Below are 25,603 nucleotides of genomic sequence, written 5' to 3'. Positions count from 1 at the left end.
ATTTGTCACCAAATTCCGCGCATACTAGGGAAAATGATCGCACTTTAGGAGGGCGCCGCAATGGCTGACTTGTTTGAAAATCCAATGGGGCTGGATGGTTTTGAGTTCGTCGAGTTCGCGTCCCCAGACCCGAAAATTCTGACGGATGCGTTTACCTTGCTTGGCTTCACTGAGGTGGCGAGGCATCGTTCGAAGGACGTTACCTTGTGGCGTCAGGGCGGCATCAATTTCGTCATCAACAACGAAAAATTCAGTCAGGCCTATTATTTCGCGCAGGAGCACGGGCCTTCAGCCTGCGGTATGGCATTCAGGGTAAAGAACGCTCATGAAGCCTACGCACTGGCATTGAAGAACGGTGCGCAACCAGTTGACATACCGACCGGACCGATGGAATTGCGGCTGCCGGCTATCAAAGGAATCGGGGGTGCCACCGTTTACCTTATTGATCGCTACCAAGAGGGGACGTCAATCTACGATATCGACTTCGATTTTCTGGAAGGCGTGGATCGCAACCCGGTAGGCTGTGGTTTCAATATCATCGACCACCTGACGCACAACGTTTACCGCGGACGCATGCAGTTCTGGGCAGACTACTACCAGAAGCTGTTCAACTTTCGGGAGATTCGTTATTTCGATATCAAGGGTGAATACACCGGTCTGACATCCAAGGCTATGACAGCGCCGGATGGTCAGATCAGAATTCCGTTGAATGAGGAAGCGGCGAATGGCGGTGGCCAGATTGAAGAGTACCTGATGGAGTTTAACGGGGAGGGCATTCAGCACATCGCGTTCAGTTGTGACAATCTGTACGAATGCTGGGACCGCTTGCAGAAGCAGGGTATCGAGTTCATGGCGGCGCCACCGGACGCCTACTATGAGATGCTTGACGAACGACTTCCGAACCACGGTGAGCCGATCGATGAATTGAAATCCCGCGGTATCTTGCTGGACGGCACGACCGAAGATGATGATCCGCGGCTGCTGTTGCAGATATTTTCGTCCAACATGGTCGGTCCTACGTTCTTCGAGTTCATCCAGCGCAAGCGGGACGAAGGTTTCGGTGAGGGTAATTTCAAAGCGCTGTTCGAATCCATTGAACGAGATCAGGTCGCACGCGGGAAAGTCGCGGCTGCCACTTGACGGGAGCAAATTATGAATCTGAAACGCATTCATCACGTTGCCTATCGGTGTAAAGATGCGAAGGAGACGGTGGAGTTCTATCAACGAGTGCTGAACATGGATTTCACTGTCGCGTTTGCAGAAGACCAGGTTCCGTCCACCAAAGAGCCCGATCCGTACATACACGTTTTCCTCGACGCGGGTATGGGCAACGTGCTGGCATTTTTTGAGTTGCCTACGCGGCCGGCCATGGATCGTGACCACAACACCCCGACGTGGGTGCAGCATATTGCGTTCGAAGTAGAGGACTACGCAGCGTTGCTGGCGGCGAAAAAGCACATAGAATCGCACGGCGTTGACGTTCTCGGGCCTACGAATCACGGCATCTTTCAATCGATCTATTTCTTCGATCCGAATGGGCACCGGTTGGAGCTGGCCGCCAACACGTGTACCCAGGATCAGATCGATGAGCTCAGGCGCGTCGCTCCTGAAATGCTTGAGGAATGGAGCGTAACCAAGAAGGCGCCACGGCATGCCGCCTGGTTGCACGAACTGAATTTTAAGGATGACGAATAAATGAAACTTGCATCCCTCAAAGCAGGCCGTGATGGCCAGCTTGTTGTAGTCAGCAAAGATCTCTCGCGCTATATGTCAGCAACAAACGTTGCACCCACGCTGCAAGCGGCACTCGATGACTGGGCCAATTCCCGTCCGGCGCTCGAGGCGATCGCGGACCAGCTTGAGGCAGGCAATGGCGAGCCGTTCAAGCCGGAAGCTTGTGCGTCACCCTTGCCACGTGCTTACCAGTGGGCAGATGGGTCGGCATATGTGAATCACGTAGAGCTGGTACGTAAAGCACGCGGGGCGGTATTGCCCGAGTCGTTCTGGACAGACCCGTTAATGTATCAGGGCGGCTCGGATTCCTTTATCGGTCCCATGGATGATATTCGTCTCGCCGATGAAGCCTGGGGAATCGATTTTGAAGCAGAAGTAACTGTCGTAACAGACGACGTACCGATGGGTGTGTCTGTTGAAGAAGCACTTGATCACGTCGTCATGGTCATGTTGGTCAACGATGTTTCTTTGCGCGGACTGATTCCCGGCGAATTGGCTAAGGGGTTCGGCTTCTTCCAGTCGAAGCCGTCCAGTGCTTTTTCGCCGGTTGCAGTCACGCCGGATGAGCTTGGTGATCGTTGGCAGGATGGCAAGCTTCATTTACCACTGCTGTCTTTCCTCAATGACCAGCCATTCGGCAAGCCGGAGGCTGGCGTTGATATGACATTCAACTTCGGTCAATTGATTGCGCATGCGGCTAAGTCGCGACCTCTGGTTGCCGGCAGTATTGTGGGTTCCGGCACGGTCTCCAACTTGCTGGACGGTGGGCCGGGCAAGCCGATTGCCGAAGGTGGTGTGGGTTATTCCTGTATCGCGGAAATCAGGACCATCGAGACGATCGAGCACGGCAAGCCGAGTACGCCTTTTATGCGCTTCGGTGATCGCGTGCGCATTGAAATGCAGGACAAGACCGGCGCATCTATCTTCGGTAGCATCGATCAGGTAGTTGTTAAGTACGAAAGCTAGCTACGGCTATTACCGCAATAACCGGTATCAGGATCGCATTCCTTAATGCCCGTGTGGGCGATCATGAAACAAGTATCAGCGTTGGCGATGAGCGCGCTGATGATGTGTTTTGGTGGCTGCAGCTTGATAATTCGTTGACCAAAAGTTCAGTTGAATGCGCCCTTCGGTGGGTAACGAGGTCTTTCGGTATCTGCGATACGCTCGGCGAGAGCGACCAGCGTACCTGAATCCCTTTCAGCCAAGCCGTACGCCAAATCTGGCCGCGGTTTGCGGATAACACGTTTCTCCTGGCCATCGCCGGCCGCTGCTGTCATCGGGCCGTGTATCTGGGGTAGGTACCTAAACTGGACGTATGTTTGGGCATCTGCTGAGCGTCTTTACTGGCCCGGCGGCAAAGTAAGGCAGCAAATTGCACCGGCTAGTGCGGGAAAATATCAGGCAGGAAATGTGGTTCTGAATGATGGAAGATAAAGAAAAATTATCTATTCTGTTTATCTGCATGGGCAGTAGTTTCTCTCGTTATTTGCATCAGGGAGCCAGGTGATCCGGGCTCAATTCTGGCTACAAGTTGAAACCTACGGCAGTTGTTACGACATCGTTTCGACGGCACTGCCATGGACGGTACGCCGGCGCTGATCCAGGATTCCTGCTCGGCCGCAATCGGCTGCTTACTCTCGTCGATGCAAACTATCTTCTGGCAAGAACTATTGCGAAACACCGGTTGCATTACCGATGATGCGCTGCGTAACATGGCCAAATGTTCAACTGATGCGCTGCGTAATATGGCCAAATGTTCAACGTAATTTCGGCGCGACTCAGCGCAATGATGTTCCTGCAGTTCTTTGTGTGGGGTGCGTGGTACGTCACGATCGGCAACTATATGGCGGCGCACGGCATGGCCGACCTTACACACTGGCCATACACCGTCAATCCCGTCGCTGCCATCATTGCGCCGTTCTTCCTGGGGTTGGTTGCGGATCGCTATTTCCCGGCCGAAAAAATGCTCGGTACCCTGCATATCCTCGGTGGACTTATCATGTTCGCGGTGCCGCTGGCGACGGGATCACCCGGTTTGTTCGTTCTACTGCTGCTGCTCTACAACATGTGCTACATGCCAACGCTGAGTTTGTCGAACTCGCTGGCGTTTCATAATATCGAGAGTCAAGAAAGGCAGTTTCCGATGATCCGCGTATTCGGCACGATTGGCTGGATCGCTGCCGGCCTTTTTATCGGCATTGTCCTCGGCCAATTCAGCGGCGAAGAGTTGCCCGACCGGACGCCCTTGCCGCTGTATACGACGGCGATCGCAAGCCTGGTGCTTGGCGCATACAGCTTCACGCTGCCCCACACACCGCCGCCCGCCGCCGGACAGGCAGTGACATTTCGGAGTATCGCGGGCGTCGATGCATTCCGCTTGCTTGGCAGCCGATCCTTCTACATTTTTCTCGGCTGTGCTTTCCTGATCTGTATCCCACTCGCTGCTTACTTTAGTTTTGCGCCGATTTTCGTCGCGAATGCCGTTTACGATCAGGGCGTAAGCAATGCGCTTGTCGATGTGCTGCCGAACCCGTCTTCTTTGATGAGCATTGGGCAGATGTCGGAAATAGCGTTCATGTTGCTGATGCCGCTGATGTTCATGCGCCTTGGTGTGAAATGGATGTTGGCCATAGGCATGAGCGCATGGATCTTGCGTTATGCGCTGTTCGCCATCGGCGCCCCCGACGCGGTGTTCTGGATGGTCGCTGGCGGAGTCTTGTTGCACGGGATCTGCTATGACTTCTTTTTCGTAACCGGCCACATCTACGTTGACAAGAAATCCACGCCAGCCGTGCGCGGCCAGGCTCAGGGCATTCTCGTATTGGTGACCTACGGACTCGGTATGTTTGTTGGCGCGCAGATTGCTGGTGCGATCTTCAACCGGTTCCTGGATGGTGCAACCACACTGACGCTGGAGCGCTGGCAGGAATTCTGGTGGGTGCCGGCCGGATTCGCATTGCTTGTCCTCGTGTTGTTCATGCTGACGTTTAAGGACGATGTCGAGCGCTCAGCAGACTAGCCTGTATGTGTGCAAGGAGATAGTTCTTGAGTTCTTTGAAGATATTGGTTTTTGGAGCACATCCGGATGATGCGGAACTCAATGTCGGTGGCTGCGCAGCTATGTGGACAGCTCAGGGACACAAAGTTAAGTTTGTTTCGACAACCAATGGTGATGTGGGACATGCACTCAAATTCGGTAAAGAACTGGCAGACATTCGCAAAAAAGAAGTGGAAGCAGCCGCCGAAGTTTTGGGAATAGAGACTGCGGTAATGGATGTTCACGACGGTGAACTCATGCCAACACTTGAGAATCGTTTGATATTTCTGAGATACATTCGTGAATGGGAAGCAGACATAGTAATAGGACATCGCCCCTATGACTATCATCCGGATCACCGCTATACAGGCGTCTTGATGCAGGACGCAGCATTTATGGTGACCGTGAAATTTGTGCTTCCCGATGTTCCGGCCTTAACTCACAACCCTGTGTTCCTGTTCTCCTACGATCACTTTCAAACACCCATTCCTTTTAGCCCCTCTATTGCTGTTCCCATAGACTCCGCCATGGATAAGAAAATGGATGCCCTTTGGCGGCTGGAGTCGCAAATCGAGAGCTACTGGTACAAACAAAACTTTGTCGACGTATGTCCTGTCCCCGGTGAACCAGAGGCTCGAGCTCACAGAAAACAGGAGTTTTTTGATCAATGTCTATGGAAGCCTGTCTGGCGCAAGCAGGCGGATCAATACAGGGAGCTGATTCACAATACGTATGGGGCTGAGATCGCCACACAAACCAGGTATGCCGAGGCCTTTGAAGTCTGTGAATATGGCAGGCAGCCGACAGAAGAAGAACTGAAAAACTTGTTTCCAGACATTGCTATCCAGTGAGCGGAGGTTTGGCCAGGTTATCGGTTGCAGATTTTTTAGTCCTGGGTAGCCCATCTGCCGCAGTCCTAACGGACTCAGATTCTGTTTGGTGAATCGACCCTTGAAATCCGTTTCGAAATCTTCAGCCGCGAAATCCGGAGCTGAACGGCCTGCCTCAAACGCATTCTGCTGCAGTTTCGCGTAGGCACGATTCTTGGCGCAGTCCGGGACGGGTGCGATGTCCAGGACGCTGGAATAACCGCTGCCGCGATGCTCATCCTCGACGCCGTGCAACACGTCAGGATGCCAAAATACGGTGTCACCGGGCTCCACTTGAGGAATGGATCCGTAGCCTCTCAGCAACAGATCGTGGTATTCCTTCACGATCATCATCGCGCGACACGCGGCTGCGCCGCACAACTCATCCTCCGGAATATCGTCTTGCAGGGCCCTGAGCAGCATCCAGACTATCGCGTTGGCGACAGGAAGCAGTTGCAGTGTGCCGTCGTTGGGCCCTTGCGATGTGAGTGCCGTCCAACCCTGAAACGTGCGGAACATTCGGCAGACGGCGGGTGACGGAATTTCTTCGATCTCTGTCCGTCCCCAGGCTTCGAATGGGTCGTACTGCGCAAGGTCGCCGCCGAAAACGTGACGATAGACCTTGTCACGGTACGCGGGGTCGATCCATCGCTCGATTGAACCAGCATCGACGTGCGCCGACAATCCGAGTGAGGCATCGCCCGCCTGGCGAAATCGCACACGGTCTGCGTACAAGAGGTCGTGATCGGGGTCGAATACTGGTCCCTCCGGCGAGTCGGCGTGCCAAAGTCTGTTCAGGAATTGCTTCACCGCAGCCATTGCAGGATCAGTTCGCGCCTCCATTTGCGGCGGCGACCAGTAGACACCGTAGATCTGGGGCTTGGCGCTCGCCAGGGTGCTGAAATAGTCGTCGACGGCACCGCTGGCGGCGAGCTTTTCGAGGTAGTTGTTGCTGGTTAGGTAGTCTTCGAGCTGCCGGTTCCAGTCAGTGACACGCTGTTCTTCGAACACATTGCGAATAACGAGGCAGCCGCGCTGGCGAATCTTGTGCTTCTGCTCTTCCGTTACCTGATCAAGCTGATTGAAATCGAGATCCGGCACCGGTTGTATGCCTTGAGCACGTTCCTGAACGATTTCTTCTATCTGGGACTCGACGGACTCGGTGATACTCGCAAAGCGAGTAGGCATGTCCGTAAATCCGGGCGCGCAGCGTACGCTCGGTTTCGACAATTCGCGCCCGATAGGGCTCGTTTGCAGCATTGGCTTTTTGCCTGGCTTCCTGAAGCATGTTTCCTCCACCACGGGACACAATTATTAGTGTACCGCAGCAACCCGATATTCCTTAACTGAGTGTGTGAATCGAAGTGTCAGGTGGAGACGCCGTCCAGTCGGGTCCAGGTCGATTGGTTGCGGCTGCTGATCGACGCCGCTCGAATGAAGCGCATGCCAGCGACACCATCCCTCCACCGTGGCGCAGCCGGTGTCGCCATGCGCAGGGTAGTTGCGCACGGCGCGGGCGAAGCCTGCGTAAAGATTCGCAAAAGCTTCGAGATAGCCTTTCGGATGCCCGCCGGGCGTGCGACATGCTGCGATGGTCAGCTCCGACAGATAAGCGGCGTTGGTGCCGGGACGCGAAACCTGGTCGGGCTGGCCGCGAAGTTTGATTGTCATCGAATTGGGTGATTCCTGTGCCCAGAAAATGCTACCGACATCGCCGTAAATCTCGATACGGAGGGCATTCAGCGCGCCGCTGCACACCTGGCTGGCGGATAGCAGGCCGGATGCACCGTTGGAGAGGTGGAACATCGCTGCACCATCGTCGTCAATCGTGCGCCCGGGTACAACAGTACGCAGCTCCGCCGCAACTTCGGTGATGCTGTGTCCTGTCATAAATTCGACCAGATGGAACGCGTGAGTACCGATGTCGGCAAACGCGCCAGATTCGCCGCTGCGTGCCGGGTCGCTGCGCCACATTGCCTGTTTGCTTGCTTTGGTATCTTCCTCGCGCGACAACCAGTCCTGCAGATAGCTGACGGTAACCCGACGAATGTCACCGATCTCACCGGCTGCAATTCGTGCACGCGCCTCAATGGCGAGCGGATGGCCGGTGTAGGGGTGTGTTAGTCCGAAAAGCAGGCCGCTGTTTGCGACCGCATTCTCAATGCGAAGTGCATCTTCGAGGTGACCAGCGAGGGGTTTATCACAAATTACGTGGAATCCCGCAGCCAACGCTGCACATGCTGCATCTGCGTGTGAATCGTTTGGAGTCACAATCGACACACATTGAATCCGTTCGTCTTCCGGCAAACTGGCTTCCCGATCAAGCATTTCGGCGAAGCTTCCGTAGGCACGATTCGGTGCCAACCCTAAGTCGACGCCGAAGGCCCTTGATGCATTTGCATCACTGCTGAATGCACCTGCGACCAGTTCGATGTCGCCCGTGATGTCGGCGGACGTCCGGTGGACTGCGCCAATAAGTGCGCCCTTGCCGCCGCCGATCATTCCCATTCGAATTTTCTTCGTCACGTCGTTCCCTTGTGAATTGTCTTGTCCGGCATCCGCTATTGTGCCGGTGTCAGCGAAATTCAGCGAAAGCTGATCGGACCTTGATCGCCCTCTGAATGAGTGCTGCCATTTTTCGCCACCTTCCCGATTGTAGAAGTACTCGATGAAACTAAAGATATCCGTTCTTGCATCAGCATGCGAGCCGTAACGACGACGGTCTCACTTCTGGCATAATGGCGATCCTACGTACTTTCCGCGGTACTTTATTTTGATCGCTGTGTCCTGAGATGAATAAATTCAAATCTAATTCGGTCGCTGTTTTTTGTCTGGAGCTTTCCTTGCGTCCTGCTCGGACAAGGAACCGGCTGTCGATGAACCGGCCGAAAGCAAACCGGCAGCTTTTGCGGCAAGCGACTGGCCTGCCTACGGTGGGCAAAATGACGGCAACCGCTATTCCACACTTGAGCAAATAAATCGCGACAATGTTGCCAAGTTGTCACCGGCCTGGCAGTTCGATATGGATAATCCTGGGGCGCCCCAGACCCAGCCGATCGTCGTCGATGGCGTGATGTACGGCTTTACACCGACGCTCGAAGTTATCGCTCTCAACGGTGCGTCAGGTGAGCTCCTGTGGTCATTTAGAGCGCCCGATGGCCCGAGTGATTTCGCAGGCCCATCGCGCGGACTCTCGATGTGGAAGCATGGCGACGAAGCGATCTTGTTCGCTGGTGTCGTCGACAAGCTCTACGCCCTTGACCCCGCCAACGGCCAGCCGATTGCCGATTTCGGCGATGACGGTGTGCTGGATTTGCGAACGGGTCTGCCGGGCGATACCAGCCGCTTCTATATTTCCCTGGCGTCACCGGGCGTGATCTTCCACGATTCCATAATCGTCGGATTCAGAACCGGTGAGAATCCGCCCGCAGCACCCGGCGACATCCGGGCGTTTGACGTCAAGACCGGGGAGCTGGTTTGGTCATTTCGCACTATTCCGGCGGCAGGGGAGCTGGGTGCCGACACCTGGCCGGAAAACGCCAGGGAATTGCAGGGCGGCGCCAATGCCTGGGCAGGATTCGCGCTCGACGAAAAACGTGGCATCGTCTACGTGCCGACGGGCTCTGCTGTCCCGGACTTCTTCGGCGGGGATCGAGAAGGGGATAACCTTTTTGCCAATTCGCTGCTGGCACTGGATGCGACGACCGGCGAACGCATCTGGCACTTTCAGGCCGTACGTCACGACATTTGGGACCGTGATTTTCCGTCGCCGCCCTCCCTGGTAACAGTACAGCGGGACGGGCAAGCGATCGACGCTGTGGCGCAGCCGTCGAAACAGGGCTATATGTACTTGTTCAATCGTGAGACCGGGGAATCACTCTTTCCCATAAAGGAGTTCGAAGTACCGCCCAGTCCTATCCCGGAAGAACGTGCCGCAACTATCCAGCGATTGCCAACATCCCCAGAGCCATTCGCAAGGCAGACGTTGACGGCGGACATGCTGACGACGCGCTCGCCGGAATTGAATGCGTGGGCGCGAGAAGTATTCGGCACATTCCTGAGTGCCGGCGAGTTCACGCCGTTTCGAACCGATCAGCCGGTCGTCCTTATTCCCGGCTTCGATGGTGGAGCCGAATGGGGCGGTTCAGCGGTCGACCCCGACAAGGGCATCATTTACACAAACAGTAATGACATCGCCTGGACGGGGCAACTGGCGGCAAGTCCTGATGGTATGGGCTTCGTGGAGGCCCTGTATCAAGCGCAGTGCGCTGTCTGTCATGGTATCGACAAGCAAGGCTCCCCGCCGGAGTTTCCATCGTTGACAGCTGCGGCCGAGACATTGTCGGCTGTCGAGATAGAAAACATTATTCGTAACGGCGTCGGCCGCATGCCCGGGTTCCCGGCATTAGCGCCAGAGGCCGTCGCCTGGGTCTGACGGATCTTGTCCTCAAACCCGAAAGCGCCGGTCCAAGCAGCATTGAGGAAGACTCGGTATCGTCTGCGTCAGATGATGGGAGCACCGTTCCCTACCGATTCACCGGCTACCATCGCTTCTTCGATCCTGATGGCTATCCGGCCGTCGCGCCACCCTGGGGTACGCTGAACGCGATAGATCTCAACACCGGCGAATACCTGTGGAAAGTCCCGTTGGGTGAGCATCCCGAGCTGAAAGCAGAGGGCATGGAAAACACCGGGAGTGAGAATTATGGAGGGCCTGTCTTAACTGCAAGCGGCTTGTTGTTTATCGGCGCGACACTGTTCGATCAGAAAATGAGAGCATTCGATGCTGCGACCGGCGAGTTGCTTTGGGAGTACAAAATGCCGTATTCAGGGATGGCAACGCCAGCCGTCTATATGGTCGACGGCAAACAGTATATTGTGATTTTGACGAGCAACGCGCGAAATCCGAAGGGCGAGCAAGGTAGCGCCTACATCGCATTTGCGTTGCCAGAGTAAGCCTCACTGCTTGCGAAATATTCCGAAGCCCAGGTAGGCGAGGGCGATGGATAACAGCGGATTGATGGTGTTAAAGAATGTCCAGGGCGCGAACTCCAGCGGCGATATCGCCAGTGCTCCAGTGATAAAGGCGCCCGATGTCGTCCATGGGATCAACGAGGTACTGAGCGTCGCGCCTTCTTCCAGGCATCGGGACAACATATGGTTCTCGAGTTTTTGTTGCGTATAGGCATCCTTGAAAATCTGCCCGCCAAAGATAATGGAAAGATACGCCTCACCCATACTCATATTGGCAACCACACCCGCAGCAATTGTGGTTGCCATCAGGCTCGCGGCACGCCTTATGCGGATCAGGAGTCCGCTCAACAGTACTCGCACGAATCCTGCGCGATCGAGTATGCCGCCGAGCGACAACGCGAGCAGTGCAAGCGACATCGTCCACATCATGCTTTGTATGCCGCCGCGGGTCAGCAGTACATCAAGGCGATCAAGGCCGGTATCCGCGAAATAGCCGCTGTGCAGGCTGTTTAGTACCTCCGCAACGGATCGATCCTGCATCGCAATGGCCAGCACAGCGGCAGTAGCTACACTGCCCAGCATGCTGATTTCGGCCGGCACTCGTTTGAGGCTTAGGGCCAACAACACGATCAGCGGCAGCAGTGTCAGCGGGCCGATCGCGAATTCGATTGCGAGGTGGTGTTTCAGGGATAGCAGTTCCTGCTCAGACGTTGCCTGGCCGCCGTAACTTAGCCCGACGAGGGTAAAAATGATCAGGCAGATGATGTAGGTGGGGAACGTCGTGTACAGCATCGAACGGATGTGGGAGTAGAGGTCCGTGTCCGCGCTCATCGCAGCGAGATTGGTCGTATCGGACACTGGCGACATTTTGTCGCCGAAGCTGGCGCCAGAAACAACCATCCCGGCAACCAGCGGCAGTGGCATGCCAAGCGCGCCGCCAAGTCCCATGAGGACAACGCCGATCGTGCCGATTGTTCCCCAGGCTGTCCCAGTTGCGAGCGACATGATGCTGCACAGCACCAGGCCGGCCGGAAGAAAGATTGCCGGATGCAGCAGGTCGACACCATAGTAGATCAGTGCACCAATCGTTCCACTTTCAATAAGCGCGGCAATCAGCACGCCGATCAGAAAGAAGATAAAGATGGCGCCGAGGCCCCTGTGTATGCCGGCGATCATTGCGGCTTTGATGGCCTGGAAACTAAAACCGAGAATCGCTGAGTGGACTGCAACCCAAACGAGCGCGATCAGCAGCAGACTGTGCAGGCTGACTTCAAGCCATAACAGTCCGGCAATGACAATGGTAATGACACCGCCGAAACAGATTGCCGACTGCAGAAAAAGAGGATTTTGTGGTTCCTTCATTTTGCTACGTTACAATGTCTCTTAACTTTGATCCAGCGGCTATAATTGCAGTCGGATCCACCACGGACTGATCTATTGTTTCTCAAGAATTGTTGGTACGTTGCAGCCCGAAGCGAGGACATCAAACAAACATTGTCTGCCCGCATGCTGCTGGCAGAGAAGCTCGTCTTGTACCGGCAACAGGACGGCAGCGTCGTTGCGCTGGCGGATGCTTGTCCGCATCGAAAGTTGCCGCTGTCGAAGGGACGGCTGCTTGGCGACAAAGTCGAGTGCGGCTATCACGGTATGCAGTTCGATGCTTCAGGAGCCTGTGTGTCTATACCGACGCAGGATCGAATTCCGCCCAATGCCGGCGTACGGGCGTATCCCGTAGTAGAGCAATGGGGTTTCGTCTGGGTTTGGATGGGCGACTTTCAACTGGCAGACGAATCTAGAATTGTCCATGTTCCCAACTACGACAAGGACGGCTGGGGAGTGACAGCAGGCGGTACGCTGGAATTCGACTGCCACTATCTTTGGGTAACCGATAATCTGCTGGATCCATCGCACGTCGCCTGGGTGCACAAGTCGTCTTTCGCCGCACCCGGTACCGACGGTACGCCTTTGGAGATTCAATCATTTGACGATGGCGTCGTCGTGTCTCGATGGATAAGCGACCAGCCGTTGCCACCTTACTACGCGCCATTGGTCAAGTTCGATGGGAATTGCGATCGCCTACAGCACTACGAAGTTCGCCTGCCGAGTATATGCATCAATCGCGGCATATTTACACCGGCAGGTACCGGTGGCGACGTCGACAAGCTGGACGATAGAGCCTATGTCATGGAGTCCTACAACTTCATTACACCGATTGATGAAGATCACACTGCCTACTACTGGTTTCAAAACTACAACACCGACGCGGACAATCCGGAAGTATCGGAGCGTCTCAACAATGGGGCCATTACCGCGTTTAATGAGGATCGCGAGATCCTTGAAGCGGTTCACCTGGGCATGAAAGACAAGACGACCCGCAACCTGAACCTGGGCCTCGATGCCGGATCGCTGCGTTTCAGGACGTTACTCGACAAGGCCATCGCAGCGGAAAAAATCGCCTAGAATGGATATCGTGGCCGATATTCGAGCTGGCATCGACAATCTGCTATTCAACTGTATTGAGGCGAAAGCTGGCGAATCGCTGGCGATTATAAGAGAGCAAGGCGGCGGCGACTACTACTCGAGCACGCTTGCTGATGTTATTGCCGTACACGGGCGCAACCGTGCGCTGAATGTCAAGATTGTAGACACGACATTTGTCGAAGATGCGAGCGAACTACCCGCCGATGTTTCGCGCGCAATGGGTACGGTGGACCACACCCTGTTCCTGGCGAGGATTGGCGATCAGGTCAGATTCACCGATCTCGGCGGTGCTGGAACAAAAACAATGTGCTATGCGTTGGATGAGGATAGTTTCGGTTCCGCTTTTTGTAGTGCCGATTATCGGTTCTTCGTTAGCCTGAAGAGTCTCATAAACGCTGCAATTTTCGGCGAAAACAGAGTCACCATTACGTGTCCGTCGGGCACGAATCTTGTTGGCACGTCGCCCCCAGACCCCGGTGACGACAATGCAGACGACGTTTTCATCCGACGGTTCCCATTGACTGTGTTTCGGCCGGTACCGGCAAGTACGTTTTCAGGACGACTGGCGCTCTCGAAGTGGCTAAGTCCGACAGGTTCGCGCTACTACCGGCCAGATAGCGTGTTGATTGACGGCGTGGTTATTGCGCTGGTCGACAAGGGACGAATCGTTGGATTTGAAGGCAACGAGCACGAAGTCAGGAAAGTGCGCGCCCACTACGATTTCGTTGCCAAAAAGTACGGTATTGATGGCGACGTCATACACTCATGGCACGCCGGCATTCATCCGCAAAACGGTTACACCGGCTTGGCTGCCGACAACCTGACACGTTGGTCAGGCTCGGCGTTCGGCAATCCTCGCTATCTTCACTTTCATACCTGCGGAGACTATGCGCCGGGTGAGATTTGTATTTCGGTATTTGATCCAAGTATATCCGTGAACGGTTCGGAACTATGGTGCAACGGTAGGCTGGACTTCGCTGAAACGGAGGAAGTGCAAAGGTTGCAAGCGAACTACCCGGGCATACGAGAGCTTTTCGAACGACCAGTGCGGGATTATGGCCTGGGAGATTCTCAAACAAGATAGCCGGTTGCCGAGCTACTTGTAGTATCCAATGGCGTCACCTTCCGTTGTGACGCCAAGACCGTTCAACAGTCGATTCGAGTAATTGAAATAGGCAACGACCTGGTTGACTTCGAGAATCTCACCGTCATCGCAGCCGGCCGCGATAAGCGCGTCGATGTCAGTCTTCGCCATGCCACGTACGTTGACAGTGAGTTTGGCGGCGTACTCAAGGAGTGCAAGGTATTTCCCTGAGAATACGCGTTGTGGCTCGCCAGATTGCAACGCGGCATGAATGTCGTCAGCGCGTTCGTCGTCGTCCAGTAATCGTCGCGCGTTCTTAAAGTGGTGTGTCAGGCTGTACTCACAGTTGTTCTTGATGCTGGTATAGGACGCAACGACTTCGAGAAACCACAGCGGCAGCGTGATGTCCGGGTGGTGCAGGACGCTTCGGTACAAAGCGATGTGCCCTTGCATCGTGTGCGGACGAAGTGAATGAGCTTTCATGACATTGTCGACAGTGCCATGTGGCGTTCTGGCCTGGTCGTACATTTCTCGAAGGTCACCCGTCGCGTCATCTTCCGCAATCATTTCAATCCATGCACCCATAGTGTTCCTCAGTTGCTTTGCTGTTCGGCGCGCTAATTCTAATGTACCTGCCGGTCGAGAAATCGTTGACCTGCAGTTACGAAACGTAGCCAAAAAGGGACTGTAGTGTAAACGTTTAGATCTGCTTGCTTCGGTGCAATAATGGTATGAGCGATCGAAATTCAACGGCGGCGTGCCGTCAATCGTCCCGCTTGGGATCAGAGGGCAAGAGTTCCAGATCCTGTAGGTGTATCACCCGTCCAGAAAGTGGCCCAAGTCGTTCGAGTGAGTTGTAGACCGTATCTTTGGGTACAATTCGGGCTACAAATCGTGTCGGACACGGCTGGATTTCGGCGGCCATGTGCGGATAGAATGCCTAAGATAAACAGATACTTATGACTAAAGATTCACGTACCAGCGTACTTTTCGTGTGCATGGGCAACATTTGCCGCTCACCAACAGCGGAGGGCGTGTTTCGTAAACACGTAGCCGATGCAGGCCTGGCCAATTGGATCGATATCGATTCCGCAGGCACTCATGCTTACCATACGGCGGCGCCGGCCGATCGGCGGGCAATGGCTGCGGCGGAGAAGCGCGGCTACAGTCTCGACGGTATTACTGCCCGGCACGTCCAGGACGAAGACTTCGAGCGATACGATCTCTTACTGGCGATGGATGACGACAATCTGCGCGCGCTGCGTGATCGCAGCGGCATTGTTCATCACGAAAAAATTCGACTGTTTCTTGAGTTTGCGGAAGCCGATACGCTTGAAGTGCCGGATCCTTACTACGGTGGCACAGCCGGTTTCGAACGGGTGCTGGACCTGGTTGAAACCGCTTCTCTTGGCTTACTGACCGAGCTGCAAAAGAAAAAGGGTGGCGGCAACGCCTGATTCTGCGTTGCCAGCCACCCCTTGTTCAGACGAGCTAACCGGCCTTAGGGTTGTGAGGGTTTGTCCTCACTCACTGTAGTTTCTGCTTTGGTCGGTGTGGCTGGTTGCGGTTGATCCCACGGCAGCAATTTACCCTCAGGTTTCGGCTTGGCCGGCGCGGCTTCTGCGGCCGGCTTGTCAGTGGCTGGTTTGGCCGTTTCGACGGGCTTGCTTTCCGGACTTGGTGCTTGTTTTGCCGGTTCTTTCACTGCTTCTGCCGGTGCCGAATTCTGACGGCTGGATTCGCGGGGTGCCTTGCTCGAATCGGCGCCAGCTGTTTCCGCTTTTGGTGCCGCGCGTTTCTTTGGTGTATCTGAACTCACGGTATCACTGCGTTGAGCCTCGCGGACTTCGGCATCGGTCATTCGCAATCGAGGTAACTCTGGCTGTGTATCTTCATAGTCAGCCGGCCGGGCTTTGCTTGCCGGAGCTGCCGCACTTGCAACAACCGTTGTAGCGGCGACCGCTTTTACAGCTTCCGGTTTTTCGTTGGTCGCAGGTGCGGGCGCTGCTGCTTTTTCCGCAGCGGTATTGCGCCGGGGTTGGCTGTCGTTCGACTGGCCGTTTGCTGTGTTAGCTGACCCGGATGCTTCATCAGTTGCTTTCTTGGCCGCGGGGCGCTGTCCAGCATTCTGATCGGCAGGCGCTTTAGTTGCCTGCTCGTTGTTCGCTGCATCGGCGGACTCAGCGGTTTGTTGCGTGTTATCAGTTTGATTCTCAGTCCGGTCTGCCGATTTCCGGCGACGCCGGCCACCACGACTGCGGCGCTTCTTACGCGGTTGCTCGTTACGTGCTTCATCGCCGTCTGTCTGGGCTTTCTGGTCCTGGCGTTTCTCAGCGGTGTCACTCTGGCCGTTCTGTTCGTTCTGAGTTTTGCGCTCGTCGTTCCGCGCGTCCGATTTCTTGCCACGTTTCTTGGAACCGCGCTTCTTTTCGCCTCTTGGCTTGTTGCCATCTTTGTTGTCAGAACTCTCGTCCGTTCGACGACCGTCACGCTTGCCGCCGCGCCCTCGACTGTCTGATGATTTTCTCGAACGTTTGGCTGACGAGGGTTTTCGTCCGCCTTTGGCCGGCTTTTTCTCTTTCTCTTCGCTAGATGAAGAACCGGCAAACAAGGCGGCGAGACGGGCAAGGAAACCCGGCGCACGCGGTGCTGGTTCAGCCACAGCGATTGGTCGCGGTGGGGCAGGTGTCGTTGCAACAACCGTGGTAACCGCCGCCAGTTCGGCAGGCTTGCGTTCCTGCAGGCTATCGGGAACGGCATCTTCATCTTCAGGGTCAGACAGCGTGTAACTGCTGCCGGTGTTTTCTGGCAATTCCACCTGGTCGTCGCGCACGCGCCGAATTCGGTAGTGCGGGGTTTCCAGTCCTTCGTTGGCGACCAGGACCACGTGGGTGTCGTTACGCGCTTCCAGATTCTGAACCCAGTCGCGTTTCTCATTCAGCAAGTAGGTAGCAACTTCCACCGGTAACTGCGCGATGACCTTCGCGGTACGTTCTTTGCGCGCCTCTTCACCGATGATGCGCAGGATGGCAAGCGCCAGCGATTCCACGCTGCGAATATTGCCAATGCCGCTGCAACGGGGGCAGGTGAGGTAGGCTGATTCGCCGAGCGAAGGCCGCAGACGTTGGCGTGACATTTCCATCAGGCCAAATCGCGAGATTTTGCCAATCTGCACCCTGGCACGATCCTGACGTACCGCTTCACGTAGCCGGTTTTCAACTTCACGTTGCGCCTTCTGCGGGCCCATGTCGATAAAGTCGATCACGACGAGTCCACCCAGGTCGCGGAGGCGTAACTGGCGAGCAACTTCGTCAGCCGCTTCCAGATTGGTATTCAGTGCCGTTGCCTCGATGTCGCCGCCCTTGGTCGCGCGCGCCGAGTTGATATCAATGGAAACGAGCGCCTCGGTATGGTCTATCACCAGGCTACCGCCAGAGGGCAAGTGGACCAGGTGGGCAAACGCGGACTCGATCTGAGTTTCGATCTGGTAGCGTGTAAACAGCGGTACCGGATCGGTGTAGTGCTTCAGCTTGCGTTGATTCTGCGGCATCACCTGCTGCACGAATTCGCTGGCTTCGATGTAAGTGGCTTCGTCGTCGATCAGAATCTCACCAATTTCAGAGGTGAGGTAGTCGCGCAATGCGCGGACGACGGCGTTACTCTCGCGGTAAATCAGGAACGGCGACGGACGTTCGACAACCACTTTGAGAATGGCGTTCCAGACGTTCAGCAGGTTTTCGAGGTCCCAGGCAAGTTCCTCGCTGGTTCGGTCAATCCCGGCCGTGCGCAGAATCACACTCATGCCTTCCGGGATATCGACATTTTTCAGCGATTTCCGCGCTTCATCACGGTCGTCACCTGTAATGCGGCGAGATACGCCGCCAGAACGTTCTTTGTTGGGTTTCAGGACAATGAAACGGCCAGCCAGACTGACGAAGGTGGTGAGCGCTGCACCTTTGTTACCGCGTTCTTCCTTGTCGATCTGGACAACGATGTCCTGACCTTCGCGCAGTACGTCCTTGATGTTGACTTTGCCGCTGGGCGCGTCTTTGACGAAATACTCGCTGGAAATTTCTTTTAACGGCAGGAATCCGTGACGTTCCGCACCGTAGTTAACAAAGGCTGCTTCGAGGCTGGGCTCAATGCGGGTGATCTTGCCTTTGTAGATGTTGGCTTTCTTACGTTCGCTGGCGGGAGCCTCTATATTGAGGTCGAATAAGCGTTGGCCATCGACCATCGCCATGCGCAACTCTTCTTCCTGAGTCGCGTTGATTAACATTCTTTTCATGATGCCCTACTTGTTGATTGGGCAGCACAGTTGGTCGGTGTAATGAGGCGGGAAGAGCGGTACAGGAAAGCAGCACGAACCTGCCGGGGTGCGGGGCACCCGAGCTCGTTGGCGTGTACTCTTTGAAGGCCGGACCTGCGAAGATCCAGCGAATCAGAAACAAAATCATTGTTACCCTGCGGCATGCCGCTCTGGCGCTCACCGGACAACCGGTTTGCTGCCAAAAGGATGTCCGGCCTCGCTTGTACGGGCCGGATATGAATAAAATAAACGCTAAGACGGTCATTGACCGTACTGTCGCTTTCTTTGGAATGTGTGGCCAGACAGAGGTCCAGTGGTCCACACAGCGCCGTAATATAGCACAGCATTTCCGCTCTGCATCCCGATTCTTGCCCAAAACTGAAATAAGTGATTGCTTATGCAACCGAATTCCCCACCGTCCTCGGGCGGTAACAACGGCGCGGGCTCCAGCGAGCAAAGCGTTGGTGTCCGCAAAGTGACAGTGGCCTCTGACGACGCCGATCAACGCATCGACAACTTCCTGCGACGGCATTTGCCGGGCGTGCCCAAGAGCCGTCTATATCGCTTGTTGCGAAAGGGAGAGGTGCGGGTAAACGGTGGTCGTGTGCGGGCGGAGCACCGCCTGCAGGCCGGCGACGAAGTGCGCATTCCACCCGTACGGATTAACAAGGACGGTGCGCCGCCGCCGCAACACCGTGTCGATGACTTGTCGTCGCGGGTGATATTTGAAGACAAGTACCTGCTGGTGATCAATAAGCCCGGTGGGGTTGCGGTACACGGCGGCAGCGGCATCAGTCACGGGGTTATTGAGCTCTTGCGTGCTGCACGTCCGGAGCTTAAGGACTTGTCGCTCGTTCACCGGCTCGACCGGGAAACGTCCGGCTGTCTGGTTTTGGCCAAGCGTCGCAGCGCGTTGCGTTCGCTGCACGAGCAGTTCCGGGAAGGGCGGGTGGAGAAAAACTACCTCGCTTTGGTACCCGGCAACTGGCAGTACGGCGAGCAGATTATTGACGCGCCTTTGCTGGTTACGCACCGGCGAAACGGCGAACGACACGTCATCATTGATCCGGAGGGTAAGCCGGCCGCTACCAAAGTTAGACTGTCGAGAACCTATGGCATCTACAGTTTATTGCAATGTCAGCCGGAAACCGGCCGCACGCACCAGATTCGCGTGCACCTGGCCGCGGAGGGCTTTCCGATCCTGTGTGATGAGCGTTACGGTGACCCGGACGTTAATTATCGGGCCGCCAGCAATGGTCTGCAGCGCTTGTTCCTGCACGCTCAGTCGATCGCATTTCCCGACACGAACGGCAACGAACAGCACTTTACGGCACCGTTGGCCGATGACCTTGAATCGTTTTTGCAGGGCCGACTGCCGGCGCGAAAAAAGCGCAAACCGCACCATCTTCGAAAAAAGTAAGTGCGCTCAGGGTTGCAGTTGGCCGAGTTCTCGCAGCGTGGCGGCAAGCCAGATCATCGGCAGGCCGATCAGTGCTGTCGGGTCTTCCGTGCTGACTGAGCGAAACAGAACAAAGCCGGCGCCTTCGACTTTGAAACTGCCTGCGCAGTCATAAGGCTCGTCGTGGTGCAGGTAAACCTCGGCCTGGCGTCGGTCGAACTTGCGGAAGCGAACAGTGGTTTCGTCGATGTGCTCATAACGCTTGCGACCGTGCGGGTCGAGCACACAGACCGCCGTCAGAAATTGCAGAGTCTTGCCGGATGCGGCCATTAATTGCTCAATGGCTTTGGCGTGGCTGCCGGGTTTGCCAATGATGGCTGAGTCGAGTACGGCAACCTGATCGGCACCGATGATGACAGCGTCGCGGTATTGGCTCGACACCGCTTCTGCTTTGCTGCGGGCCAGCCTGGCCGCGAGGCTGTGCGGGTCAGCGGCGCTGACAGCCTGCTCATCAACACCCGGCGCGACTACCTCGTATTCATTGAGAAAGCGGTCTAGCAGGCCCCGTCGGTAGCGGGAAGTTGAGGCCAGAATGATCGGTGCGGCAGACGGATTTTGCACGGTTCGAGAGCCACTAAGGTGAAGGGCCGGCCAGTGTACCTGCTTTGCCTCTGCAGGCTACTCTTCCGGCTCGGGAAATCCGCTTTGACAGGGCGCGACAGGCTACTTATGATGCGCCCGCCATGGCGAACCCTCTGCTAGATCACGTAGCGCCCGAGTATCTCGCGCGTAGAACTCAAGTCCTTGAAATTGTTGATAAATTATCAACGTTTGAAAGGCTTTCCGAGATTGTGCAGGCGGATTTCGTCGCGCTGGGAGCTGACCGCTTGCCGGCGGGCTGGCAGGACACAGCAGTTAAAGTTCAGCTGCAATTCGGCTGGGCTGATGCTCGTGAACGTTTGCCAGAGGTGCGCGGCAGTGCCGAGACCGGGTTGCCGGCTGTCTGTCAGCGATGCCTTGAACCCTGTACCCTGTCGCTGACAACGTCGTTCAGAATGTTGCTGTTGAACAGCAAGGATTCGCGATCGATCGATGACGCGCTCGAAGTCTGGGGTGTGGAAGATAACAAGCTACGGCCGCTGGATGTGGTCGAAGAAATGCTGGTAATGGCAATTCCGTTGGCTGCGATGCACACGTCAGATGACAACTGCATCCAGCTGCCGGGCAGCGAGAAGGCAGAAGAAAAACCGAACACAATTCGGCCGTTCGCTGACCTGAAGGCACAAATTGAGAAGTCCCGGTAACGGGATCCAGGATTCACCCCGACAAATTATTATATGCGGGCGGTGCACACATCGCCCACTTGTGGAGAATGAAATGGCTGTACAAAAGAGTCGTAGAACACCGTCAACACGTGGCATGCGCCGTTCGCATGACAAAGTGAAAGGACCGGCATTGTCTGTCGATCCAACCTCGGGCGAAACCCATCTGCGCCATCGGGTATCACCGGATGGTTTCTATCGTGGCAACCAGGTTATCGAACCGGCTGTCAGCGACAAAGACGAAGACTAAAGCTTCGCCTTTTCGCGTTTCACGCGTCTGATGGCCCTAGCCTGACAGACTGAGTGACTGACGAATCCATCATTTCTGTCGATGCAATGAGCGGCGACCTCGGTGCCGAGGTGGTCGTGCGTGCGGCGTGCACCTGTCTTGAACGTCATCCTCAGCTGAAGTTGATTCTGGTGGGTGATCAGGATCTGCTGTCAGGTTTGGTCACGCGCATTGTTGGCGATGAGCCGCGGTTGTCCATCCGGGCGGCGAGCGAAGTGGTGGGGATGTCCGAAGCGCCAGCGGACGCCCTCCGTAAGAAGAAAGATTCGTCCATGCGTGTCGCCATTGACCTAGTGAAAGAAGGTGGCGCAACTGCCTGCGTTAGTGCGGGCAACACCGGGGCACTGATGGCCACGGCCAAATTCGTGTTGAAGATGCTGCCCGGAATAGACCGCCCGGCCATTCTGGCCGAGTTGCCGTCGATTGGCGGCACGGTGCATATGCTCGATCTGGGCGCCAATACATCCTGCAGTGCTGAGCAATTGTTCCAGTTCGCGGTAATGGGGTCGATTGTTACCGGCGATATCCGCTCAATTGAACGGCCGCGCGTTGCCCTCCTGAATATCGGCGTTGAAGACACCAAGGGGCATGAAACCGTGAAAACGGCTGCCGCTATGCTGCAGGCAAGCAGTCTCAACTACGTAGGCTATATAGAAGGCAATGAAATCTTTGCCGGCAAGACGGACGTTGTGGTCACGGACGGCTTTACGGGCAATGTCGCCCTCAAGACGATGGAGGGCACGGTAGGCCTTGCCTCGCATTATTTGAAGAGTGCTTTCAAGCGTAATCTGTTTAGCAGGTTGCAAGCAGTGCTGGCCAGTCCGGTACTGAAAAGTCTCGCTGTGCGCATGGACTCCAGAAACTATAATGGTGCGTCATTGGTCGGACTAAATGGTATCGTTATAAAGAGCCACGGTAGTGCAGATTCTGTTGCATTTCAGCATGCCATTGAGACTGCGTTGCTGGAAGTTAAGAACCAGGTGCCGGAGCAGATTGGCAGTCTGCTGAAGCAGGAAGCCGCATGAAATATTCACGTATAGCCGGAACAGGCCGCTATCTGCCGGAACGCGTCTTGACCAACGCGGATCTGGAAAAGATGGTCGAGACCAGCGATGAATGGATCCGAACCCGCACGGGCGTCGAACGCCGCCATATTGCTGCCGAGGAGCAATCGACTTCGGATCTTTGTATTGAGGCGGCGAAGCAGGCCATGGATGCCGCGGGGGTTGGAGTCGACGATATAGACCTGATCATCGTTGGTACGACGACACCGGATCTGATTTTCCCCAATATCGGCACGCTCATTCAGCAAAAACTAGGTATACACGGTTGTCCAGCATTTAGTGTTGAGGCTGCGTGCACCGGCTTTATTTACGCATTGTCCACAGCCGACAAATTTGTGCGTGCAGGCGAGGCAAAGTGTGCGCTTGTCATTGGCGCTGAAATTTTGTCCAAGATTGTCGATTGGAGTGACCGAACGACGTGTGTCTTATTCGGTGATGGCGCTGGTGCTGTAATTCTCCAGCCGTCAGATGAAGCCGGTATTATTTCAACGCACCTGGGTGCAGACGGACAGTACAAAGACTTGCTGTACTACCCGTACGGCGCGTCGCATCAGTTACACAAGACCGCCGGTGATGACGCCAAGATCATCATGAAAGGGAACGAAGTTTTTAAAGTAGCCGTCAAGACGCTGGGTGGAGTTGCTGAAGAAGCTCTGAAGGCGAACAACATCAGCAAAGATGAACTCGACTGGCTGGTACCGCATCAGGCGAATTTACGCATTATTCAGGCAACGGCAAAACGTCTGGATATCAGCATGGATAAAGTGATTCTAACTGTGCAGGACCATGGCAACACATCGGCTGCGTCAGTACCGATGGCGCTGGATGTGGGTATACGCGATGGCCGTATCAAAAGAGGGCAGCTGGTGTTAATGGAGGCCTTCGGTGGAGGCTTCACCTGGGGCTCTGTGCTGATGCGTTATTGATCAAGCCACGAACTAACACTTAGTCGAGAATGGGCATGGCATTGCAGCTGGTCATTGGCAACAAGAACTATTCGTCGTGGTCATTACGTGCCTGGCTATTGCTGGCAGAAAAGGGGATCGAGGTCGAAGAGATTCGAATACCCCTGGATACACCCGAGTATCAGGACCAGATTAAACCGTACTCACCAACACGCTGTGTACCCGTGTTGCTGATCGACGGTAAAGCAGTCTGGGACACGCTGGCAATCGCAGAAACAGTGGCCGAGCGTTTTCCGGAACTGCAATTGTGGCCGGCCGATGCGGAGCGACGCGCTCACGCACGAAGTGTCAGTGCTGAGATGCACAGCGGTTTCTCTTCACTGAGATCGGCGATGCCGATGAATTGCCGGGCGATGGGTCGGAAGGTCCCTTTGTCCGACGGCCTCACACGGGATATTGACCGCGTGTTTGCAATCTGGAGCGATTGCCACAAGCAGTACGGCGGTGATTGGTTGTTTGGCGAATTCAGTATTGCGGACGCCATGTATGCACCGGTCGTGTTGCGCCTCAGAACCTACGGCATCAATCTGCCGGAATCGGCGAGTCACTACCCGGCACGCTTGCTCAAGAGCATTGCACTACAGAACTGGTTGGCTGACGCAGAGTCAGAGACGGAAGTAATTGAAACGGACGAGGCTGGACGATGAAGCAGGGAATGTTAGGTACGTTGGGCGCGCTGAGCGCGTTGTTGCTGCTTGTTTCGCAACCGTCGTCTGCAGAAGTTTACGATCTACCGCCGGAGGGCACGGACGTCATCGGTGCGGTGACCACCGTACGGGCAAGGGCGGACGATACGTTGATAGATATCGCCCGGCGGCATGGACTCGGTTACGAGGACATTGTCATTGCCAACCCGGACGTGGATGTCTGGTTGCCCGGCGAGGGCACGGAAATTCTATTGCCGACTCGGTTTGTGCTGCCACCTGGCCCCCGTCGCGGCGTTGTACTTAACCTGCCTGAATACCGTCTTTACTACTACCCGAAGGTCGCGGCGGGCGAGAAGCCGGTCGTGATGACGTTTCCGATGAGCATTGGCCGCATGGACTGGGAGACGCCGCTTGGCAGAACGCGAGTGACCGAAAAAGTCAAAAATCCTGTCTGGTACCCGCCGGACTCGGTTCGTGCCGAGCACGCAGCCGAAGGCAGGCCGCTACCACGAGTGGTTCCGGCCGGGCCGGACAATCCTATGGGCTCACGGAAGATGCGCCTTGATATTCCAGGTTACCTGATTCATGGCACCAATCGACCTGCGGGTGTTGGCATGCGCGTTACTCATGGTTGCATACGCATGTTTCCCGAGGACATCGAATACTTGTTTGAACATGTCGCCATTAATACCGAGGTCACCATCATCAACGCGCCTGTGAAAATGGGGTGGGATGGCGACGAGTTAGTGTTGGAAGCGCACCGAATTCTGGACGTGATTGCACCGCCTGCAGATGCCGTATTGGCCGACGTTGCAGACGTCTTGGCAGGCGAGGCGGATCGGGCGTTAGCGATAGATGACGGCTCGGATCCCGATTCGATCGCCGAATTACCCGCTGCGACAACAACCGCAGACGGACTGACTGCGCTAACGGAGCAATTCGTGGTGGTTACGGCTGCGCAGCAAGGTGAGCTCGACTGGGCTGCGGCAGAAAGTCAGGTTGCAAAGCCGAGCGGTATACCGCAAAGCGTTGGAAGGCGCATAAAAAACGCCGCGACAAGCGCGGCGTTTGAGTAAAGCTTCGTAGTCTAGCGCTACTTGGACATCGATTTCTGGAACATGCGTTCCAGGCGGTCCCGATTCGCGTCACAGCACGATTGGGCCGAGTTAGCGGCGGACAGTGCACGATCTGCTGTGCTCTGTGCGCTTGCAGCGGCGCGGGCAGCGCTATCTGCAGCTGCACGTGCAGCTTCTGCTGCTGATTTTGCTGAAGCTGCGTCACGAGCGGCGGCGTCGGCTGTGGCCCGTACGGCATCAATACCTTCGGTGCTGGCACAACCAGAGGCCAGACCGAGGACCAGCACGGCTGCGCCCACTTTGAGTGCGTTTTTGATCATCATCCAATTTTCCTCTGTTGGAATAAGTTT

At 55.6% G+C, this 25,603-nt stretch carries 24 protein-coding genes and 1 pseudogene; 17 read left to right on the top strand and 8 right to left on the bottom strand.

What is annotated here, in order from left to right:
• Positions 1–60: 60 nt before the first annotated feature.
• The 3 genes from hppD to AC0L8N_RS01250 are packed head-to-tail and all read left to right on the top strand — an operon-like array spanning position 61 to position 2,700.
• Positions 61–1,140, top strand: coding sequence for a 4-hydroxyphenylpyruvate dioxygenase (gene hppD / locus AC0L8N_RS01260; protein WP_473665767.1), 1,080 nt, complete (start codon positions 61–63; stop codon positions 1,138–1,140).
• 12 nt (positions 1,141–1,152) lie between these two features.
• Entirely contained in the window at positions 1,153–1,695 is a 543-nt protein-coding gene (locus AC0L8N_RS01255) for a VOC family protein (protein WP_473665766.1), read from the top strand.
• Complete coding sequence (locus AC0L8N_RS01250; RefSeq protein ID WP_473665765.1) at positions 1,696–2,700, top strand: fumarylacetoacetate hydrolase family protein; 1,005 nt, start codon at positions 1,696–1,698, stop codon at positions 2,698–2,700.
• A gap of 146 nt (positions 2,701–2,846) precedes the next feature.
• Here AC0L8N_RS01250 and AC0L8N_RS01245 read toward each other — a convergent pair whose 3' ends face one another.
• On the bottom strand, positions 2,847–3,014 hold the full coding sequence (locus AC0L8N_RS01245) for a hypothetical protein (RefSeq protein ID WP_473665764.1): 168 nt from the start codon (positions 3,012–3,014) through the stop codon (positions 2,847–2,849).
• A gap of 476 nt (positions 3,015–3,490) precedes the next feature.
• Here AC0L8N_RS01245 and AC0L8N_RS01240 point away from each other — a divergent pair, with 476 nt between their 5' ends.
• Together AC0L8N_RS01240 and AC0L8N_RS01235 are read left to right on the top strand one after the other, a co-directional pair.
• Positions 3,491–4,756 (top strand): MFS transporter, encoded by a 1,266-nt coding sequence (locus AC0L8N_RS01240; protein ID WP_473665763.1) that lies wholly within the window; start codon positions 3,491–3,493, stop codon positions 4,754–4,756.
• Positions 4,757–4,782: 26 nt separating this feature from the next.
• A complete protein-coding gene (locus AC0L8N_RS01235) occupies positions 4,783–5,625 on the top strand; it encodes a PIG-L deacetylase family protein (RefSeq protein WP_473665762.1) in 843 nt (280 codons plus the stop codon).
• A 60-nt stretch (positions 5,626–5,685) separates the two neighbouring features.
• On the opposite strand, the pseudogene AC0L8N_RS01230 reads toward AC0L8N_RS01235, so the two are convergent.
• Together AC0L8N_RS01230 and AC0L8N_RS01225 are read right to left on the bottom strand one after the other, a co-directional pair.
• Positions 5,686–6,831 (bottom strand): annotated as a pseudogene (locus tag AC0L8N_RS01230) (YbiU family protein); the annotation flags it as partial.
• 126 nt (positions 6,832–6,957) lie between these two features.
• Entirely contained in the window at positions 6,958–8,169 is a 1,212-nt protein-coding gene (locus AC0L8N_RS01225; protein WP_473665761.1) for a Gfo/Idh/MocA family protein, read from the bottom strand.
• 301 nt (positions 8,170–8,470) lie between these two features.
• On the opposite strand from AC0L8N_RS01225, the gene AC0L8N_RS01220 reads away from it, so the two are divergent.
• Both AC0L8N_RS01220 and AC0L8N_RS01215 read left to right on the top strand, forming a co-directional pair.
• Positions 8,471–10,078, top strand: a complete 1,608-nt coding sequence (locus AC0L8N_RS01220) for an outer membrane protein assembly factor BamB family protein (RefSeq protein WP_473665759.1) — start codon at positions 8,471–8,473, stop codon at positions 10,076–10,078.
• The gene (locus AC0L8N_RS01215) at positions 10,048–10,599 is read left to right on the top strand and encodes an outer membrane protein assembly factor BamB family protein (RefSeq protein ID WP_473669991.1); all 552 of its coding nucleotides are present in this window, start codon (positions 10,048–10,050) and stop codon (positions 10,597–10,599) included. The genes AC0L8N_RS01220 and AC0L8N_RS01215 overlap by 31 nt, the downstream gene beginning before the upstream one ends.
• Positions 10,600–10,602: 3 nt before the next feature.
• Here the strand turns inward: AC0L8N_RS01215 and nhaC are convergent, their stop codons facing one another.
• On the bottom strand, positions 10,603–11,979 hold the full coding sequence (gene nhaC, locus AC0L8N_RS01210) for a Na+/H+ antiporter NhaC (protein WP_473665758.1): 1,377 nt from the start codon (positions 11,977–11,979) through the stop codon (positions 10,603–10,605).
• Between the two features lie 75 nt (positions 11,980–12,054).
• Here nhaC and AC0L8N_RS01205 point away from each other — a divergent pair, with 75 nt between their 5' ends.
• A complete protein-coding gene (locus tag AC0L8N_RS01205; protein ID WP_473665757.1) occupies positions 12,055–13,077 on the top strand; it encodes an aromatic ring-hydroxylating dioxygenase subunit alpha in 1,023 nt (340 codons plus the stop codon).
• A 10-nt stretch (positions 13,078–13,087) separates the two neighbouring features.
• Positions 13,088–14,182: a hypothetical protein gene (locus tag AC0L8N_RS01200; protein WP_473665756.1), complete on the top strand. Its 1,095-nt coding sequence runs from the start codon at positions 13,088–13,090 to the stop codon at positions 14,180–14,182.
• 12 nt (positions 14,183–14,194) lie between these two features.
• Here the strand turns inward: AC0L8N_RS01200 and AC0L8N_RS01195 are convergent, their stop codons facing one another.
• Entirely contained in the window at positions 14,195–14,767 is a 573-nt protein-coding gene (locus AC0L8N_RS01195; protein ID WP_473665755.1) for a carboxymuconolactone decarboxylase family protein, read from the bottom strand.
• 374 nt (positions 14,768–15,141) lie between these two features.
• Between AC0L8N_RS01195 and AC0L8N_RS01190 the strand changes: the two genes are divergently transcribed.
• On the top strand, positions 15,142–15,639 hold the full coding sequence (locus AC0L8N_RS01190) for a low molecular weight protein-tyrosine-phosphatase (protein ID WP_473665754.1): 498 nt from the start codon (positions 15,142–15,144) through the stop codon (positions 15,637–15,639).
• Positions 15,640–15,683: 44 nt separating this feature from the next.
• Here AC0L8N_RS01190 and AC0L8N_RS01185 read toward each other — a convergent pair whose 3' ends face one another.
• Positions 15,684–18,470 carry an Rne/Rng family ribonuclease gene (locus AC0L8N_RS01185; RefSeq protein ID WP_473665753.1) on the bottom strand — a complete coding sequence of 929 codons (2,787 nt, stop codon included), beginning with the start codon at positions 18,468–18,470 and terminating at the stop codon, positions 15,684–15,686.
• 418 nt (positions 18,471–18,888) lie between these two features.
• Between AC0L8N_RS01185 and AC0L8N_RS01180 the strand changes: the two genes are divergently transcribed.
• Positions 18,889–19,911 (top strand): RluA family pseudouridine synthase, encoded by a 1,023-nt coding sequence (locus AC0L8N_RS01180; RefSeq protein ID WP_473665752.1) that lies wholly within the window; start codon positions 18,889–18,891, stop codon positions 19,909–19,911.
• A 6-nt stretch (positions 19,912–19,917) separates the two neighbouring features.
• On the opposite strand, the gene AC0L8N_RS01175 is transcribed toward AC0L8N_RS01180, so the two are convergent.
• On the bottom strand, positions 19,918–20,511 hold the full coding sequence (locus tag AC0L8N_RS01175; RefSeq protein WP_473665751.1) for a Maf family protein: 594 nt from the start codon (positions 20,509–20,511) through the stop codon (positions 19,918–19,920).
• 122 nt (positions 20,512–20,633) lie between these two features.
• On the opposite strand from AC0L8N_RS01175, the gene AC0L8N_RS01170 reads away from it, so the two are divergent.
• From AC0L8N_RS01170 to AC0L8N_RS01145, 6 genes are all read left to right on the top strand, one after another.
• The gene (locus AC0L8N_RS01170) at positions 20,634–21,194 is read left to right on the top strand and encodes a YceD family protein (RefSeq protein WP_473665750.1); all 561 of its coding nucleotides are present in this window, start codon (positions 20,634–20,636) and stop codon (positions 21,192–21,194) included.
• A 73-nt stretch (positions 21,195–21,267) separates the two neighbouring features.
• Positions 21,268–21,462 (top strand): 50S ribosomal protein L32, encoded by a 195-nt coding sequence (rpmF, locus tag AC0L8N_RS01165; RefSeq protein ID WP_473665749.1) that lies wholly within the window; start codon positions 21,268–21,270, stop codon positions 21,460–21,462.
• A 53-nt stretch (positions 21,463–21,515) separates the two neighbouring features.
• Positions 21,516–22,526: a phosphate acyltransferase PlsX gene (gene plsX, locus AC0L8N_RS01160; protein ID WP_473665748.1), complete on the top strand. Its 1,011-nt coding sequence runs from the start codon at positions 21,516–21,518 to the stop codon at positions 22,524–22,526.
• The gene (locus tag AC0L8N_RS01155) at positions 22,523–23,491 is read left to right on the top strand and encodes a beta-ketoacyl-ACP synthase III (RefSeq protein ID WP_473665747.1); all 969 of its coding nucleotides are present in this window, start codon (positions 22,523–22,525) and stop codon (positions 23,489–23,491) included. The genes plsX and AC0L8N_RS01155 overlap by 4 nt, the downstream gene beginning before the upstream one ends.
• Positions 23,492–23,532: 41 nt before the next feature.
• A complete protein-coding gene (locus tag AC0L8N_RS01150) occupies positions 23,533–24,177 on the top strand; it encodes a glutathione S-transferase family protein (protein WP_473669989.1) in 645 nt (214 codons plus the stop codon).
• Entirely contained in the window at positions 24,174–25,253 is a 1,080-nt protein-coding gene (locus tag AC0L8N_RS01145; protein ID WP_473665746.1) for a L,D-transpeptidase family protein, read from the top strand. Before AC0L8N_RS01150 ends, AC0L8N_RS01145 begins: the two co-directional genes overlap by 4 nt.
• A gap of 17 nt (positions 25,254–25,270) precedes the next feature.
• Here the strand turns inward: AC0L8N_RS01145 and AC0L8N_RS01140 are convergent, their stop codons facing one another.
• Positions 25,271–25,576: an Lpp/OprI family alanine-zipper lipoprotein gene (locus AC0L8N_RS01140; protein WP_068615181.1), complete on the bottom strand. Its 306-nt coding sequence runs from the start codon at positions 25,574–25,576 to the stop codon at positions 25,271–25,273.
• Between the last annotated feature and the right edge of the window lie 27 nt (positions 25,577–25,603).

It is taken from the genome of Woeseia sp. D3-10, from assembly GCF_055809415.1.
Note: the sequence above shows the minus strand (reverse complement) of the source record. Positions and strands in the feature narration are given on the sequence as shown.